The organism is Telluribacter roseus (genome assembly GCF_017355915.2).
Taxonomy (GTDB): Bacteria; Bacteroidota; Bacteroidia; order Cytophagales; family Spirosomataceae; genus Telluribacter.
On record NZ_JAFEUV020000002.1, the window covers coordinates 573,186 to 591,126 of the forward strand.

The 17,941-nt window shown below is 53.3% G+C and carries 10 protein-coding genes; 2 read left to right on the plus strand and 8 right to left on the minus strand.

What is annotated here, in order from left to right; genetic code table 11:
• Positions 1 to 65: 65 nt before the first annotated feature.
• Positions 66 to 3,446, plus strand: a complete 3,381-nt coding sequence (locus tag JTN23_RS05680) for a VCBS repeat-containing protein (protein WP_247232998.1) — start codon at positions 66 to 68, stop codon at positions 3,444 to 3,446.
• Positions 3,447 to 3,566: 120 nt separating this feature from the next.
• Here the strand turns inward: JTN23_RS05680 and JTN23_RS05685 are convergent, their stop codons facing one another.
• From JTN23_RS05685 to JTN23_RS05705, 5 genes are all read right to left on the minus strand, one after another.
• Positions 3,567 to 4,409 (minus strand): endonuclease/exonuclease/phosphatase family protein, encoded by an 843-nt coding sequence (locus JTN23_RS05685; RefSeq protein WP_247232999.1) that lies wholly within the window; start codon positions 4,407 to 4,409, stop codon positions 3,567 to 3,569.
• 96 nt (positions 4,410 to 4,505) lie between these two features.
• Positions 4,506 to 5,909 carry a BNR-4 repeat-containing protein gene (locus JTN23_RS05690; protein WP_247233000.1) on the minus strand — a complete coding sequence of 468 codons (1,404 nt, stop codon included), beginning with the start codon at positions 5,907 to 5,909 and terminating at the stop codon, positions 4,506 to 4,508.
• Between the two features lie 26 nt (positions 5,910 to 5,935).
• Positions 5,936 to 6,892 (minus strand): sugar phosphate isomerase/epimerase family protein, encoded by a 957-nt coding sequence (locus JTN23_RS05695; protein ID WP_247233001.1) that lies wholly within the window; start codon positions 6,890 to 6,892, stop codon positions 5,936 to 5,938.
• Positions 6,893 to 7,060: 168 nt separating this feature from the next.
• Positions 7,061 to 8,584 carry a RagB/SusD family nutrient uptake outer membrane protein gene (locus tag JTN23_RS05700; protein WP_247233002.1) on the minus strand — a complete coding sequence of 508 codons (1,524 nt, stop codon included), beginning with the start codon at positions 8,582 to 8,584 and terminating at the stop codon, positions 7,061 to 7,063.
• Between the two features lie 32 nt (positions 8,585 to 8,616).
• Positions 8,617 to 11,577 carry a SusC/RagA family TonB-linked outer membrane protein gene (locus JTN23_RS05705; RefSeq protein ID WP_247233003.1) on the minus strand — a complete coding sequence of 987 codons (2,961 nt, stop codon included), beginning with the start codon at positions 11,575 to 11,577 and terminating at the stop codon, positions 8,617 to 8,619.
• Positions 11,578 to 12,101: 524 nt separating this feature from the next.
• On the opposite strand from JTN23_RS05705, the gene JTN23_RS05710 reads away from it, so the two are divergent.
• Complete coding sequence (locus JTN23_RS05710; protein ID WP_247233004.1) at positions 12,102 to 13,148, plus strand: ferredoxin--NADP reductase; 1,047 nt, start codon at positions 12,102 to 12,104, stop codon at positions 13,146 to 13,148.
• A gap of 160 nt (positions 13,149 to 13,308) precedes the next feature.
• On the opposite strand, the gene JTN23_RS05715 is transcribed toward JTN23_RS05710, so the two are convergent.
• From JTN23_RS05715 to JTN23_RS05725, 3 genes are all read right to left on the minus strand, one after another.
• Positions 13,309 to 14,940 carry a beta-N-acetylhexosaminidase gene (locus JTN23_RS05715; protein ID WP_247233005.1) on the minus strand — a complete coding sequence of 544 codons (1,632 nt, stop codon included), beginning with the start codon at positions 14,938 to 14,940 and terminating at the stop codon, positions 13,309 to 13,311.
• A 36-nt stretch (positions 14,941 to 14,976) separates the two neighbouring features.
• Positions 14,977 to 16,452, minus strand: coding sequence for an alpha-L-fucosidase (locus JTN23_RS05720; protein ID WP_247233006.1), 1,476 nt, complete (start codon positions 16,450 to 16,452; stop codon positions 14,977 to 14,979).
• 82 nt (positions 16,453 to 16,534) lie between these two features.
• Positions 16,535 to 17,938, minus strand: a complete 1,404-nt coding sequence (locus tag JTN23_RS05725; RefSeq protein WP_247233007.1) for an alpha-L-fucosidase — start codon at positions 17,936 to 17,938, stop codon at positions 16,535 to 16,537.
• Between the last annotated feature and the right edge of the window lie 3 nt (positions 17,939 to 17,941).

A 17,941-nucleotide genomic window follows, 5' to 3' on the forward strand; every position in this document is an offset into this window, starting at 1 on the left:
TCCTACCGGCATAGTTTCTTTTTTTGTTATTTCGCCCCCTGGAAGTTTACCCTTTTACTATCTTTATGACATTGATCAAGTTTAGCCTCCACAGGTTGTTGCTGCTGGTTGTAGCAGGAGGTTTATTTGCTTGCCAGCGATCATCCTCATCAGAGGGTGATACCGCTGCTGCTGCTCCCGCCGGAGATCCCCTCTTTGTACTATTACCCACCGAACAGACCCGCGTAGATTTCAGTAATAACCTGACCGAGGGCCTCAATGCCAATGTGCTCATGTATGAGTACTTCTACAATGGCGGAGGCGTAGCAGTGGGTGATCTGAACGGGGATGGGCTGGATGATCTGTATTTTACGGGCAACATGGTGCCTAACAAACTGTACCTGAACAAGGGCAAGATGCAGTTTGAGGATGTGACGGCTGCGGCCGGTGTGGCAGGTCGTGAAGAGGGCTGGAAAACGGGCGTGACCATGACCGATGTAAATGGCGATGGAAAGCTTGACCTGTATGTATGCTACTCCGGCAATTACCCCCCAGAGAAGCGCCGGAACCAGCTATTCATTAATCAGGGGCTTAATCCGCAGGGAGTACCCCAGTTTGCCGAGCAGGCTGAGCAATACGGACTGGCCAGTGAAGGTACCAGTACGCAGGCTTCTTTCTTTGACTACGACAAGGATGGAGACCTGGACATGTTCCTGCTTAACCACAACCCTAAGTCGCTGCCAATCCTGAACGAACTGGGCACGGCCGAAATGCTGCGCCAGGACGATCCCAACCATGGCGTACGGCTCTTCCGAAACGACAACATGAAGTTTAAGGATGTTACGCGTTCGGCCGGCCTACAGGGCTCGGCCCTTTCGTACGGTCTGGGAGCGGGTATTGCCGATATGAATAACGACGGATGGCCTGATCTGTATGTTTCCAATGACTATACTATACCTGACTACCTCTACATCAATAACCGAAACGGGACTTTTACAGATCAGGTAAAGACCAGCATGGGGCACACCTCGCACTTCTCGATGGGGAATGATGTAGCCGATATCAACAATGATGCCCGTCCGGATATAATAACCCTCGACATGCTGCCGGAGGATAACCGCCGCCAGAAGCTCCTGATGGCTCCGGACAACTACGAGAAGTTTGACCTGAACCTCCGGCTGGGCTTCAACCACCAGTACATGCGTAACATGCTGCACATCAACGATGGCAATGGCGCTTTCCGCGAAGTTGGGCAGCTGGCGGGTATCTCCAATACAGACTGGAGCTGGGCACCCCTGTTTGCTGACTTTGACAACAACGGCTGGAAAGACCTGTACGTGACCAATGGCTACCTCCGCGACTATACCAACATGGACTTCCTGAAGTACATGAGTGACTATATCCAGAACAAGCAGCAGGGGATCCAGCGGCGTGATATACTGGAACTGGTGTACCAGATTCCTTCCTCTAACCTGACCAACTACGCCTTCCAAAATGGACGTGACCTTACGTTCCAAAACGTAACCCGGCAGTGGGGATTGGATAAGGTGTCTAACAGCAACGGCGCGGCCTATTCGGATCTGGATGGGGACGGAGACCTGGATCTGGTGGTGAACAATGTCAATGCGGCCGCCTTCGTATACGAAAACCAGGCTAACAAGCAGCTTAAGCACCATTACCTGAAGGTAAAGACGCAGGGAAATGGTGCCAATACCCTCGGGGTAGGAGCGCAGGTAACCCTGTACAGCCAGGGCAATCAGCAGTACCTGGAACAAATGCCTACCCGTGGTTATCAGTCCCATGTATCACCCGTCCTGCATTTTGGACTAGGTGAAGTAGCGGTGGTGGACTCCCTTCGGGTGGTATGGCCCAATGGTAAGCAGCAACTGCTGCCCAACGTAAAGGCGGATCAGCTACTGACGCTGTCAGAAAAGGATGCTACTCAACCCTACCGCCGCGCAAATGCTGGCCCGGCTTTATTTCAGGAAGTAAAGGCTCCGATCAGCTACACCGACGCAACGTTACCTGTCAATGATTTCTACCGGCAGCCCCTGCTGGTCAATCCTATTTCATTTGCCGGTCCGGTACTGGCCAAAGCCGATGTGAATGGCGATGGTCTGGAGGACCTATTTGTGGGAGGAGGCAAGGGCAAAGCCAACGCCCTGTTTATACAGCAAAAGGGTGGAAGTTTTAGCCAGAAGCCTACACCGGCCTTTGATGCCGATCAGCAGCAGCACGCTACCGATGCGGCCTTCCTGGATGTTAACGGAGATGGAGCTCCTGACCTATACGTAGGCAATGGTGGCTACGCTGACTTTGAGCCGGAAGACCAGCGCCTGCAGGACCGCCTGTACCTTAACGACGGAAAGGGCGGCTTTACCCTTAGTGCTAATGCCCTGCCCGCTATGCGTACCAGTACGGGAGCCGTCACAGTAGGAGACTTCTCGGGTGATGGCAAGCCCGATGTAGTGGCAGGCGGACGGGTAGTACCCGGACAGTATCCTACGGTACCTCGCAGCTATCTGCTGGTAAACGATGGCAAGGGCAACTTCCGCGATATGACCGCTAATCTGGCCCCCCAGCTGCAGAAGATCGGTATGGTAACGGATGCGGCTGCAACCGACCTGAACGGTGACCGTAAGCCGGACCTGGTGCTGGTTGGAGAATGGATGCCCGTAACGGTACTCATCAACAGCGGTGGAAAGCTTACCGACAAAACCACTGACTACTTCGACAAAACGTACAGTGGCTGGTGGAACTCGCTGCTCGTGGAGGACCTGAATGGGGATGGGAAGATGGATCTGGTGGTTGGTAACCAGGGACTCAACTCTCAGGTACGGGCCAGCGATCAGGAGCCGGCTTCGCTATACGCCAAAGATTTTGACAAAAACGGCAGGATTGACCCGATTCTGAGCTTCTATGTGCAGGGCAAGAACTACCCCTATATTACCCGGGATGAACTGGTCGGCCAGATCAGTGGCATGGGAGGGCGCTACCCCGACTACAAGAGTTATGCGGATGTGACGCTGGACGATCTGTTCTCACAGAGCGAACTGCAGGATGCCCTGCATATGCAGGCCAACTACCTGAAGACGGCCTGCTTCCTGAGTACGGCCAGCGGTAAGTACCAACTGGCGGAGCTTCCGCTGGAGGCACAGGTATCCCCTGTATTTGCGATTACCACCCTTGATTATGATCAGGATGGTCAGAAAGACCTGCTGTTGGGTGGAAACATCAGCCAGGGGCGTCTGCGTCTGGGCAAGTTCGATGCGAACCACGGAGTACTACTCAAAGGCAACGGCAAGGGGCAGTTTAGCTATATTCCGCAGTTGCAGTCGGGCTTCCGGCTGACGGGTGATGTGCGTAGTATACTCCAGGTAGGGGATAAGCTGCTGTTTGGTATCAATCAGCAGGGAGTAAAAGCCTACCAAGGAAAGAAGTCAAACAAGACGGACATACTGCAGTGAACTTACCTAGTACTTGTACAAAAGTGAAGAGCACACCTATTCGGGTGTGCTCTTCACTTTTATGTCTTATTAGTACTCCTATTACTTCCAGCTAAAACCTAATTAGCTAAAACCTAATGGCTATTTCAGAACTACCTTCGCTACTACCGGCTGGTGATCCGACGGGTAGCGTTGCTCCTTTGCATCGGTGAGTACGCCGTACTTCAGTACATCAAACTGGTTGCTCACGAATATATAATCAATGCGCTTATCCATGGGAGCGTCAAATTTAAAGGCATTGAAGGTACCCTCGGGACCGTACGGAGGCTGGGCTGACACTTTATACGTATCGCGCAGGATAGTCTGCATGGCCTGGATCTGCTCCGTCTCCGGTGTAGAGTTGAAGTCGCCGGTACAGATGGTAGGGGTATTCTTAGCGATCTCTTTGATCTTCTTTACCATCAGCTTACCCGATTCCTGACGGGCCTTGACGCCCTGGTGGTCGAAGTGGACGTTAAAGAAGTAGAACTGCTTCTTAGTAGTCAGATCCTGAAAAAGGGCCCACGAACAGATACGGTTGCAGCAGGTAGCGTCCCAGCCTTTACCGGGTACATCAGGCGTTTCGCTCAGCCAGAAGTCGCCGGACTCAAGTACCTTGAAGCGATCTTTTTTGTAAAAAATGGCCGAATGCTCGCCACCCTGCTTGCCATCATCACGGCCTTTGCCCAGAAAGGCAAACTCTTTCAGCTCAGCTACATCTTCCAACTGCCCTCTCAGTACCTCCTGCGTACCAAATATATCAAACTCATGAAAGCGGATCAGGGCCTTTACGTTCTCCTTACGATGGGGCCAGGCATTGACGCCATCATTAGGGGTATCGTAGCGGAGGTTGTAGGTTGCGATCACCAGGGGAGTATTAGCTTGACTAAAAGCATTTTGCATCACAAGGGCACACAGTAACAAAATCAGAAAACTCTTCTTCATGCTTTATCAGGTTAAGGGCAGGAATAGTATAAATGTTCAAAAGTGTAAATAAAACGTATTGGAGTACAGGGGCCAAGTTAACTTTTTGTTACGCTCCTACTTCATCTTTTCCGGCTTTTCCCACTCTTTACTCATGGTATAGGGGAGCTTCCATACATTGCCCTTACTATCACCGTAGTACAGGTGGGACGGACTTAGCTTACCTGGATCCCCATCGGCCCAGAAGTAGTAGAAGGGATCCTGCCCGTTGACTACCTTTCTGATATAATTATGGTTGCGGGGACTGTTGTGGGTGAGCTGTCGGGTGCGGGCCCAGGTCCGGCCTTTGTCGGTACTCTTCCACATCACTACCTCACCGCCCCCTCCCCAAGGTTGAGGCGTATTCTCAAAAGGAGCTACTACCATCCATTCGTTCCCCTTCACAAACAGACTCCCCGTATCATAGTTGTGGTCGGAGGTGGTGATGGGGTGGTTTTCCCACGCGGAGCCGTTCCAGTAGATCACCGCCCACTGCCGCAGGCCGTTCTTAGGGCCGGGCTGGTGGCCGGAGCCGGAGAGGTACAGTGCGATGGGGTTCCCCTTCTCATCAAAGTTGACGTCCTTGATGTACACGTTAAGCCCCTGGCTGAAAAACTCTTTGAGCAGGATGGGTGAGGCTACATCCGTAACCGGAATGGCTACGGGCTTACCGTCTATGGTCGTCCAGGTTTTGCCCATGTCGGTAGTCTGGAGATAGTAGATGTTGGTGCGCCGGTCTACGTCGCCGTTGGGGTGCCAGTTGAAGAAGAAGACTACCCTATCGCCGTGCTGACCACTGATCTGGTAGTGACCGCTGTTTTTATCTTCCGGGCGCTTCATACCTGCCAGCTTTTGGTCAGCGGTCCAGGTAATGCCATCGGGGCTGGTTTCGAAGTACAGCTCCCTTACGCCCGTGTACTTGGTAAACAGGTTCAGGAAGCCCTTGCCCGGGATGTACTTGGGCTGGGGGTAGGTCATTTCTTCTTCCGTCATCTGATCGAAGCCCTCTATACTGTAAGGCTGCCGGCTCCGGTACTTGAAGCCGGGGCGGTTAGTATTGCGCCCGCTTACAAATACCCACAGGTACCCCGCATCGTCCATCGCCAGGGTGGGGTTGTCGTGCGGGTCGTCTACGCCTTTCTTGTCGTATACGACGGTCGGCTGGGATACCCGGCCGGTCCTGTGGTCGTAGCTGCCGATCATGCAGAGCAGGTAGCGGTCCTGCTCACCGGTGGTACCTCCATAGACAAAGAAAGTCTTATTGACCTTCGGGGCATAGATGGCCAGAGGAATATGCTTGGCGGTGTAGGTACCCAGGCCGCCGGAGTACTTGTCGCCGTACTCCGAGAACTGCCCCAGCGTAAACCAGATGCCCTTATAACCGTCAGCCTTCTGATTGTTACGTACAGGCCCCTCCTGCCCCTGAGCCATAGTGATATACCCCGATAGGAGTAGCAGCGAACCGAGCAAAAATAGTTTCATGCGTACAGGCATTGATCCGGATGGGGTTATACCTGTGCCTGCTGCCACAGCTCCTTCACTTTAGCCAGGTCCCGCTTCATGGCATCATATACTACTTTTCTGTCTACTTTGAGCGTTTTGGCACCGTGCTCCGCTCCTCCCAGTTCGTACTCATAGTGCATCGAGATAGGTACCTGTACATTGTACTGTTTCAGCAAGCGGAAGTAGGTTTTGAAGTCTACCATGCCTTCGCCCAGCGGTACATTCCTGACCCCCCATTTTCCGTTCTGGTTGGCCCACAGGAAATCTTTTATGGCAAGTACCTTGATGTGTGGGTGCAGGAGCCGCAGGCCGTTTTCCCACGACAAGCCACCCTCTACGGTAGCGTGGCGGATGTCGTACTGTACGCCCATGTGCGCCGGATTGGCGCCCTGCAGGAGCTGAAATATCTCCCAGGCCGAAGCCCCCACCAGCTTACCCGCGTGGTTCTGGTAGCTACCTATGAGGCCCAGCTTGCTGTTGAGCTGGCTCAGCGACCTGACCTGCTTCTGGTACTTCTGGAGCATATCCGGCATGGACTGGCTGTCATTGTAGCGGTACCAGTTCATCCGGTAGTACTTGATACCCTGCTGAGCCGCCGTTCTTAGTACCGTTTCATCCGTACCGGTGGCATCTTCCACGGTGGTGGTCATCATCAGGGGCTGCAGGCCAGCCTGCTTAATGGCCGCAACGGCTTTGGGCAGGTCGGTCTGTACGTTTTCGGGTAGTACGTGACCCGCAGGCCGTACGGTAAGGTCCACGCCGTCAAAGCCTATTTCCGCAGCTTTCTCTGCCATTTCCTTATAATCCAGGAAATGCAGGTGCTTCGAGAAAACGATAATGGGCGGCATGGCCGCCTGGCTTTGCGAAGGAGTAGGCAGGGAGTCTACAGTAAGAAAGGGCAAAGCGCTGGTTGTTACCGCGGCAGTACGGATAAAGTCGCGCCGGGAGAATTGATCTTGCATTCTGATAAGGGTTTAGAATGATATAAAAGTAAAGCCGAAAATTGGGGATCTATAACTACTCTGTCTTCCCCGACGACTTTTGTTAAGGTTATGAATAAAGTAGAATGGTCCTGATACCTATGACGACAGGATCAGGACCATTCACTGAATAACTACTCTAATTTAGGATCAATAGCCGGGATTCTGAGGAGCCAGATTGGGATTTACCTGAAGCTCAATGCGCGGCAGCGGCATCAGGTAGTCACGGTTAGGGTCAAAGTTGGGGTGTGGCTCCAGTGAGTTTGGCCCTTTAAATACTTCTTCACCCAATCGGCGACGCTTGATATCGTACCAGCGCTTGTATTCGAAAGCCAGCTCGAGACGTCTTTCTTCCAGTACCAGATTCACAAAGGCATCTTTGCTCATACCGGAGGCAGTCACATCTTCTGGAAAGCTGGTTTGCTTACCAGCCCAGTTTCTGGCCCGGGCGCGTATCTGGTTTACATAGCCAATGGCTTCGGCGTTAGCTCCTCCGTTTACCTCAGCCAGGGCCTCAGCCGCGATCAGAAGAACCTCAGCGTAGCGCATAGCGGCGTAGTTGTGATCCGAGTAACGGCCTTCGGAGTTAGAGTTGCCCGGAAAGCGCGCGTACTTGGCAATATGGGGCCTTTTAGTATTGGCAAATACCGTATACGGCTGCATTACGCCGTTGATCCGGATGGAATCATCAAAGCTAACTTCCTTGCGGTAGTCACGAGGATCCCAGGTGTTATAGACCGCCATCGAAGGTACGGCTACGCTCCATCCGCTCTTAGGAGCGTCGGCACCACGGATACCAGTCATAGGGGCCATAATATCATCGTTCGCACCTCCTGAGCCATTCTGCAGACCCAGGAAATCAATAGCAAAGATGTGCTCCCGGAGGTTGCCGGGCTGAGGCGCTCTGAACAGGTCTTGGAAATCAGCTACCAGGCCGTACCCGAACTGATCCTTGTTATCAATCACCCACTTTGCTTCAGTATAGGCTTTCTGATAATCGGCCAGCGTCAGGTACACAGAAGCCAGGTAAGAGGCAGCGGTGCCCTTGGTAGGCCGGCTCCGTACGTCATTGGGCTGTTTGTCAGGGAGCCACTGCTTGCCAAACTGCAGGTCAGCTATGATGTTCTGATAAATAGTGGCAGCGGGAGTTTTGGAGATATCCTTTACGGCGTTTGGATCAGAGATAAAGCGATCCAGGTAAGGTACATCACCAAATGTCTGTACCATGTGGAAGTAAGCAAAGGCGCGTACAAAACGTGCTTCAGCAATGAGTGGATTGATCTCATTCTCGGAAAGCTTGAGGGACTCGGCACCGGATATGGCCGCGTTGGCCGCACTGATCACCTGGTACCACATCGGCCAGAACTGGATGACCATGTTGTTGTTGTCATCCATGTTGAAGTCATTGACCTGCTGGCGCTCGGCGGGAGTACCCCGGTCGCCGATATCCACCATGTCGCTGCGCAGCATCAGGGCCGTCACAAACTGGCGGCCATACAGGCGCTCGGAGGCTATCCAGCCGTAGGCACCAAATATGGCGGTTCTGACATCCTGAGGAGTTCTGAATAGAGCCTCGGGGGCTAAGATACCCACGGGCCTTTCTTCAAGATCCACGCAGCTCAGAGTGAGGCCGGTCAGGGTCAGGAGAAGAAATTTAGATATGAAACGCTTCATGTTTTGTCAGATACTTTTTGTTTTCTAGACTATTAAAAACCGACGTTTAGACCAATCGTGTAGGATTTGGCATTGGGGTAGCTGCCGTAATCCAGACCCAGGTTCCGGTTGCTGTTGGTAGCTCCTTCTGATGCATAGTTTACCTCTGGATCGTAGCCTTCGTACTTCGTAAATGTCAGGATGTTCTGAGCACTGGCATAAATACGTAGCTTGGTCATTCCCAGTTTACGGGTAACCGATGCAGGGAAGTTGTAGCCTACGGCCAGGTTTTTCAGACGGGCGTAGCTACCGTCGTGAACCCAGCGGGTTGACACGCGACGGGTACGGCCGGCAAAACCCCGTGGAATGTTGGTATTGGTGTTGGTAGGTGTCCAGCGGTTCAGCGCGGCGGTAGTAGCATTGTTGATACCCGACAGCAGGTTGAGCTCCATCAGCGTGTAACTCAGGATGTCGTTGCCCTGTGATCCCTGGAAGAACAGGTTCAGATCGAAGTTCCGGTAGCTGAAGTCGTTATTCAGCCCCCAGATAAAGTCAGGATGCGGATTACCAATGATGGTGCGGTCATTACTGTTGAGGGTACCATCTTCGTTGAGGTCTCTGAACTTCTCGCCACCGGCTACCTGCTCAAAACCACCACCTGGTATAAATCCGTCCCCTTCCTGGTACACGCCGTCGTAGATCCAGCCAAAGAAACTACCTACCGGATACCCTTCCCGCAGCACGTGGGTATTACCCAGACCTACGAGGTGACCGGGAGCAGCGCTGTACTGCAGCTCAGTACCGCCGGGCAGCTTGAGTACCTTGTTGCGGTTTGTGGAGAAGTTGATATCCATGTTCCACTTAAACTCGCCCACCAGGTTGCGGGAGTTTAGCGTAAACTCAAATCCTTTGTTCTCTACCGAGCCTACGTTCTGCAGCTGCGTGGCGTAGCCCGAGTACTGGGGCAGCTGCACGCTGAACAGCAGGTCGCGGGTCACCATGCGGTAGTAGTCCATCACGATGTTGATCCGGTCTTTGAACAGGCTTATGTCGGTACCAATGTCAAATTGAGCGGTGCTTTCCCAGGTAAGGTCGTCGTTGGCCACAGTAGTAGGTCGTACGGCATTGACAGCTACCCCATCGATAATTGTAAATACGTTGGAGAAGCGGGCCAGAGTCTGGTAAGGCTCGATGGCCTGGTTACCCGTGATACCGTAGCTGAAGCGCCACTTCCACTGGCTGATGGTATTGCTGTTTTGCATGAATGGCTCGTTGGACATCTTCCACGCAAAGGCTCCCGATGGGAACGTAGCCCACTTGTGGTTGCGGCTGAAGTTGGACGAACCATCGCGGCGGATATTGGCCGTAAACAGGTAGCGGTCCATCAGGGAGTAGTTGATCCGGCCGTAGTATGAGCCAAGCTGCCACTCGGTAAGGCCCGAAGTAGGGCTCTGCCATACCGATGATCCGCCCAGGTTCCAGTACGATACAGCATCCGTAATGAACGACTGTCCGGTACCGCTCCATCCTTCGCTGGATGATGTCTGGTACGAATATCCCGCCATTGCCGAGAAGCTGTGCATATCACCAAAGTTCCGGTTGTAGGTCAGGTAGTTTTCGTTCAGGAGCTGCGTGCTTCTGGATCCGCTTACGGTAGCCCGGCCACCTACGTTACGTCCGTCATTCAGCGTAGTAGGTGTAAACTGACCTCCACGACCACTGTTGGTAGTGGCTCCCAGCGTCGTGCGGAATTTTAGATTTTCCATGATGTCGTACTCAGCAAACAGGTTGGCCTGGATGCGGTCGTTTACCGACTGGTTCTGCAGCTGGGTAGCTACGGCGTACGGGTTGTCGTGCGGATCGTTGAGGCGCGCTACGGTAAAGCGTCCTGTCTGGGGGTCACGGATTGGCTGATCCGGCTCAAACTTAAACGCGGCACTCACTACACCCGGCGTCAAGCCACCGGAGCCTTCCTGCGTGTAAGCCTGGTCCTTCTCGTTGCGCTGGGCAAATAGGTTCAGACCAATCTTGATCTTGTTGCTGGCTTTAACTTCCGTGTTGCTGGTAATAGAGAAACGACGGAAGCCTGAGTTCAGGATGATACCCTTCTGGTCGTAGAGCGCGCCGGACAGGTAGTAGTTGACAGCGTCACTACCACCCGAAATAGAGAGCTGATGGTTTTGGATACCCCCTCTTCTGAAAATCTCGTCCTGCCAGTCGGTATTGGCTCCGGCAGGTACGTAGTTGGGTCGTATCTCCTTGATGTACGTACCAAACTGCTCAGCGTTCAGCAGATCCAGACGGTTGATTTCAGTCTGAGATGAAAAAGAAGTATTAAAATCAATGCGGGGCTTACCGGACTTACCCCGCTTGGTGGTGATCATGATCACCCCGTTGGCACCCCGCGAACCGTAAATAGCCGTTGCCGAAGCATCTTTGAGTACTTCCAGCGACTCAATATCTTCCGGAGGCGGTATGGCACCACCTACAAAGCCATCTACTACGTAAATAGGGTCACTACTGGCGTTGACCGAGGTACCTCCCCGAATACGTACTTTGAAGGAGGCGCCGGGTTCCCCGTTGTTAGCCTGGATCTGTACCCCGGCCGCGCGGCCCTGCATAGCCTGCACGGTTCCCAAAGCCGGATAGGCCGTTAGTTCTTCTGATCCAACGGATGATACCGAGCCCGTCAGGTCACTTTTCTTTACAGTACCGTAACCTACTACGACTACCTCGTTCAGTGACTTCACGTCTGCCTCGAGCTTTACATTGATCTGCTGTCGGTTGCCTACTGTAACTTCCTGCGACAGGTAGCCAACAAAGCTGAATACCAGCACGGCGTTACCACCAGGGGCATTTACCTGATAGGTACCGGAAGCGTCGGTGGTAGTACCCTGCGTGCTGCCTTTTACCACAACACTTACACCAGGGAGCGGTTCGTTGTTATCGGCACCGGTTACGGTACCTCTGATACTCACCCCCTGTGCGAACGACCGGGCCGGCACTAGGGCCATGCACAGTAGCATGCAGAGTGAGAATAGGATTCCAGATTTGGAATGCAAATGTTTCATCATGCTCTAGCAAATAATGGGTTAAGATTTAAAATGGTTTTTTAGAAATCATGGCGCCGGTTAGGGAAGCGCGCTACAGCTAAGACGATGGTCACGGGTGCGTACACGTACAGACCTGTGGCAAGATTGGGATGAGGCTTTGTGATAGATAAAGCCAGGTGTTTTATCGCTGTAAATAATCAAGTAGACAGCCCCCATAAATCTCGAAAAGACCCTCATCGCCTGCTCCCACCACACCATAAGCTTAACTACAGGCTCTTGTAATAACCGGACTCCTGATTAGCGCTGTTAGCACCCATAGAAGTCACTACTGGTACTGTTTTACTTACCAATTTTTATTACTTCCCTACAATTTATTTATTCGGAGGTCCGCTGTACTGATTAGGGTAGCGGAGGGAAAAGGTAACAATCAATTTTGGTATTATCTTGTTAGATAATACATGTTGCATTCCAATACAGACTCTCTAATGCAGGAAAATATAATCCTATTACGGGTAAAGGAAGTTAGTACAGAAACCTATGATGCCAAAACCATCGTACTGGAACCGGTAGACGGGAGCCCCGTAACGTACCGGGCCGGCCAGTTCCTGACGCTCCTGCTCGACTACCACGGGCAGGAAGTACGGCGCTCGTATTCCATGCATACTGCACCGGGGGTAGATCCGCTTCCGGCTATTACGGTGAAGCGGATGGTTAATGGTACCATTTCACGCTACTGGCTGGATCAGGTGAAGGAGGGAGATGTGCTGAAAGCGCTGCCTCCCGCGGGTCGCTTCACACTCGACGAGTCGGATGGGGAGCCACGCGATATAGTACTGATTGCGGCCGGGAGTGGTATTACGCCTCTGTTTTCTATACTGAAACAAACCCTGACCGACGAACCCGGTAGTACCGTAACCCTGCTGTACGCCAACCGACGCGAACGCGAAGTTATTTTCTATGATCAACTCCATAAATGGCAGCAGCGGTTTCCGGAGCGGTTGCGGGTAGTGCATATACTAAGCCAGCCCTCCGATGACTGGACCGGGCAGCAGGGGCGGCTCAATAATAAACGGATCGAAAAGTTGGTGAACGAAGCCCTTTGCCATGCGCCCGGGCGGGCGCGCTTTTTTCTGTGCGGCCCTTTTGAGCTGATGCGGACGGTAGAAATTACGCTGCTGTTTATGGGGTTTGACAAGGATCAGATCCGTAAGGAAAATTTTGTCATTGACGCGCCGCCGCGGCCTCCCCGTGAGTCTGCACCGCACGATATAAAGCTGCACTTTATGGGGCAGGAGCATCTGCTGCATGTACCGGCCTATACCACGGTGCTACAAGCTGCCCTCAACGCGGGTATACCCCTGCCTTACAGCTGCAAAGGGGGACGATGTTCCGTGTGTGCGGGCCTGTGCCGGAGCGGCTCGCTGTACATGAGTATCAACGACGTACTGACCGAGCGTGATATAGAGCAGGGCTGGGTACTTACCTGCACCGCCTACCCCGAAGATGATCAGGTCAGGATTGAGATGGTGTAGAATTTTGAGTTATGAATTCTGAATTATGAATTATGAATGGGTTGAGAAGCAGAGTCAGATAGTACGCTCCTAAAAATAAGAGCCCCGACAGCATTTGCTCCCGGGGCTCTTTTAAATGAACTGATTTTATTGAGAATTCATCATTCAGAATTCATAATTCTTATTGCTCACTCCACTGAACCAGCTTGGAAGGGTAGTAGTTGATACCCATGGCTTTCAAACGGGCACCGTGCTTGCCCAGCCTTACTTTGTAGGTATTCCAGTCGCGTACGGTGCTGGGCGACCAGGCTACTTCGGCAATGCCCGGCAGACGGGGGAAAGCCATGTACTCCAGCTGCTCCATGTTGGTAAGGGTTTCGGTCCAGATAGGGGCCTCTACTCCCAGTATATGGGCTTTGGTCACGCCGGGTACCATGGTAGCGGGGTCCCAGATATAGGCGCTGTCCAATTCGATATAGGCAGCCCAGTGCAGCCCCAGCTTGGTAGTAGAGTCATATTGCATATCCAGGTAAGCTTTGGTAGCTGGCGACATAATAACCTTAGCTCCCTGTTGGGCGGCCGACTTGGCATAGTCGGCTTTGGCCCAAAACTGCGCTACTGTGCTAGGTTTCAACTTGGCGTTGGTAACCTCGTCCCAGCCAATCATCCGCTTGCCATGCTTCTCCACGATGTCCTGTACCCGGTTGATAAAGGGAATGTAATCCTTCATGGGCGTTACGTGCGACTCATCCCCACCCATATGAAGGAAGGGACCGGGAGTCATGGCTGCTAGTTCACGCACCACGTCGTCTATAAACTTGTAGGTAATCTCCTTTTCGGTACAAAGCGTACTAAATCCTACTTCTATACCCGTATACAGCTCGCGGGCCTTATTGTCGCAGTTGAGTTCGGGATAGGAGGCCAGGGCGGCGTTGGTGTGGCCGGGCATATCTATTTCCGGGATAATGGTGATGTAGCGCTCCTGCGCGTACCTGACCAGATCCTTGTACTGCTCCTGGGTGTAGAAGCCGCCTTTGCCGCCACCTACCTGCGTACTACCCCCGTGGGTAGTCAGGCGGGGCCACGATTTGATCTCGATGCGCCAGCCCTGGTCATCGGCCAGGTGCAGGTGAAGGGCATTCATCTTGTATGCTGCAATGAGGTCAATATAACGCTTCACATCTTCCACACCGAAGAAGTGACGGGCAACATCCAGCATGGCGCCCCGGTACTCGTAGGTAGGGTAGTCGCGGATAGTACCCGTCGGGATCTGCCAGGGGCCAGCCTGCTGGCTGGTCATCTCCACGCGGGCCGGCAGGCTCTGGCGGAGGGTCTGGATACCGCGGAATACGCCGGCTGGCTTGTTAGCTACCAGTTGTACGCCGTCACGCGTAATGGTTAGTTCATATCCCTCATCACCCAGAGCGGCATCATTGCGCAGGGCCAGGTAGATGTTTCCCTGCTTGGGAGCCCGTTGGGTAGTTTGTACGCCTATACCCAGTCCGGTGGAGGGGTTGAGCAGATTGGCCAGGTACTGGCCAATGTTCCTCAGCTCCGGTGAGCCGTCCTGTACATAGATGTCGGTGTTACTAGTCAGTTCAAAAAGGTTATTCGTAGCGGTTACCGATACCGGCATAGGTATCAGGCTTTGCTCCGTCAGCCGCTCATTCGTGAGCCGCTCAGAAGCACTAGTAGTACTGGTGGAAGTACCGGTACTACTGGCCGGAGCCTGCGTACGGCACGAAACCGCCGCTGAGGCCATGGCTACGATGGCTACTGCTTTCAGGACCTGCGTCCGTAAGGTAGATTGCATAGGGGTTTAGAAAAATGGTGTCTGTTAATGAATATACTACATGGCTTCTTTGTAAATCCCTACTTCGCTCATAGCCATCCCTACGGGCGACTTTGTGATACGGATACGTACCTTCTGAGCCGTAACGGGAGCAGGTAACTTTACAATACGCTTGGCACCCACGCTGGTACCTGTATGGATTTCTTTCCAGCCATCCCCCTCCTGTACATCCACCGCAAAGGCCTCTATGCGCTGTCCCAGCTTGATATGCTCGCCCAGTGTAATTATATCAAACGTTTTGGGCTGGTTCATATCTATAACCAGATCAGGCGTCTTATAGTCGTCGTCGGTGGCCCAGTAGGTATTCTTGTTGCCATCTACCAGGTTTTTGGTGCCGTATCTGGAATTAAACCCACGTACGTTGGAGGCACGGATAAAGGCACTTTGGGCCAGGTTTGTAGCAAAGGTTTTCTGTAGCTTCTCACCAAATGTTTTCAGGGAAGCTACGTCATCTTCGTGCAGCTTACCTCGTGTATCAGGGGCTAGTCCCAGGTCAAGACCTGCTCCGCGTCCGACGCTTTTGAGGTACAGGTCAAATAGCTCCTCGGGTGAGCGGGGCTTTTCGTTGGGGTGGTAAAACCAACCTTTACGGAGAGGAACATCGCACTCCGCAGGCATCCAGTACTTACCATCGCGGTGCCCTATGGGGCTATCGGGATAGTTGGCCTGGCCGGGTACGGCCACATTTTTGCCGGCCGGAGGTTGGGGCGTAAAGGTAGCCCAGTGAGTTTCGCCGGCTATGCCTTTCTCATTACCTACCCAGCGTACATCCCATCCTATATCACTGAAAATATTAGCCGTAGGCTGCAGCTTACGCGTCAGGTTAGTCCAGGTCGAGTCCCAGCCGTAGTAGGTAGTGTTGTCGATGGAGCGCTTTTCGCGGGCACCGCCGTAGTAGCCATCGCCACCATTGGCGCCATCGTGCCACGACATGATCAAAGGACCGTAGTTGGTATAGAGTTCTTTAAGCTGATCGCGGTAGATCTTGATATACTCGGGGCTGCCGTAGGCGGCGCTGTTGCGGTCCCAGGGCGAGCAGTACACCCCAAACTGCATACCGTGCTTACGAGCCGCCTGCTCAAACTCCCGTACCATATCGCCCTTTCCATTGCGGAAGGGGCTCTTAGAGATATTGTAGTCGGTGGTTTTGGTAGGCCACAGGGCAAAGCCGTCGTGGTGCTTGGCTACCAGTACCAGGCCCCGCAGTCCGCCCGCCTTGGCTGCCAGCACGATCTGCTCGGCATCAAAGTCTGTGGGGTTAAATACCTTCGGATCGGCGTCGCCGTAGCCCCATTCCTTATCTTCGTAGGTAGTAGGAGTAAAATGAATCAGACCATAGACCTCCATGTCGTGCCAAGTGAGCTGCCGCTCGGAAGGCAGCGCACCGTACGGCTTGGGAGGTACCTGCGCGAGCAGGCGCTGTGCCAGCAGGCTATACGAGATTAATGCAAAAAGTACTACAAGTTTTTTCATTTCAAAGAGTCAAGAGTGCTTCACAATCAGTAAATAAAAGCCTAACGGCCGGGATTTCCTAATGAGAAATCTGCAAAGAATATTAGTTGATCACAAATCCATAGACGGGCTGGGTGGCCGTACCGGCGGGTACTTCCATGGTACCATTCTTCACCCGCAGGGGCTTCTTAGCGCCCAGCATCGTGATGCGTGCGTTGGCGGGAAGCGTGATGCCCGTGAGCTGCAGGCGGCTGGGCAGCTTTTCACCCGGCTCTGCCATGTAGAAGGCATACCTGGTGTTGCCTTTCTGGGTAAAGGCCCACTTGCCCTGGCGGTAAGGAGCTACGGGCGTAGTACCGTAGATACCCTCGCCGTTGGTCTTGATCCAGCTACCGATTTCTTCCAGACGCTGGTACGCTTCCTCGTGCCACTCGCCATCGGGACCGGGGGCAATGTTGAGGAGCAGGTTACCTCCCTTGGCTACGATGTCAACCAGGGTGTGTACCAGCTGGTGCGTCGACTTGAAGTTCTCCTTGGGTACGTACGACCAGGAGCTGCCCATGGTCATGCACGACTCCCAGGGAATAGCCAGGTACTCATCCGGGATCTGCTGCTCGGGGGTTACGTAGTTCTCAAACTCGCCGGTTACGGTGCGGTCTACGACCAGCAGACCGGGCTGGTGGCTACGGGCCATACGGGCAATGTTAGCCATGTTGATATCCTGGTCAAAAGGGATGGTTTTCTGCCAGCTAACGGTAGTATCGATGGTACTTTCAGGACGTACCCATCCGCCATCCAGCCACAGGATATCCATCTTGCCGTAGCCGGTCATGAGCTCCTCGATCTGGTTGTAGGTAAATTTCTTGAAGTTCTCCCACTTCTCGGGGTACTTCTCCGGGTGGTAGCTGGGGTTACGGTCCTTGGGAGGGAAGTACGACCACCAGTAGTCGTTGGAGTGCCAGTCGGGCTTGGAGAAGTACGCTCCGGTCATAAAGCCTTCGTTCCGGAAGGCCGTAAATACTTCCTTGGCTACGTTGCTGCGCGGGTTGCTGCCAAAGGGCGTATTGGTGATCTTATAGTCACTCTGCTTGGTGTCGAACATTGCGAAGCCGTCGTGGTGCTTGGTGGTGAATACCACGTACTTCATACCGGCGTTCTTCGCGGCTTTGGCCCACTTGTCCGGATTGAATTTAACCGGGTTGAAGCTCTTGGGCAGGTCCTCGTACGCTTTTTTGTATTCGTACCAGCTGTGTGAATGGGGGCCGCGGCGTTCGCACCAGCCTTCATCCTCCGGGCACAGTGACCACGATTCTACGATACCCCACTGGCTGTAAGTACCCCAGTGCATCATAAGGCCGAACTTTACATCCTGCCACTGGCTGAGCTTCTGCTGTACCAGCGGGTCTTTGGGAGGCATGTAGTTGATGTGGTGCTGCTCCGAATGCTGCTGGGCCGCGGCGGGCAGCGCAAGGGCAGAGGCCAGGAGGTAGGGAAGTAGTCTTTTCATTGA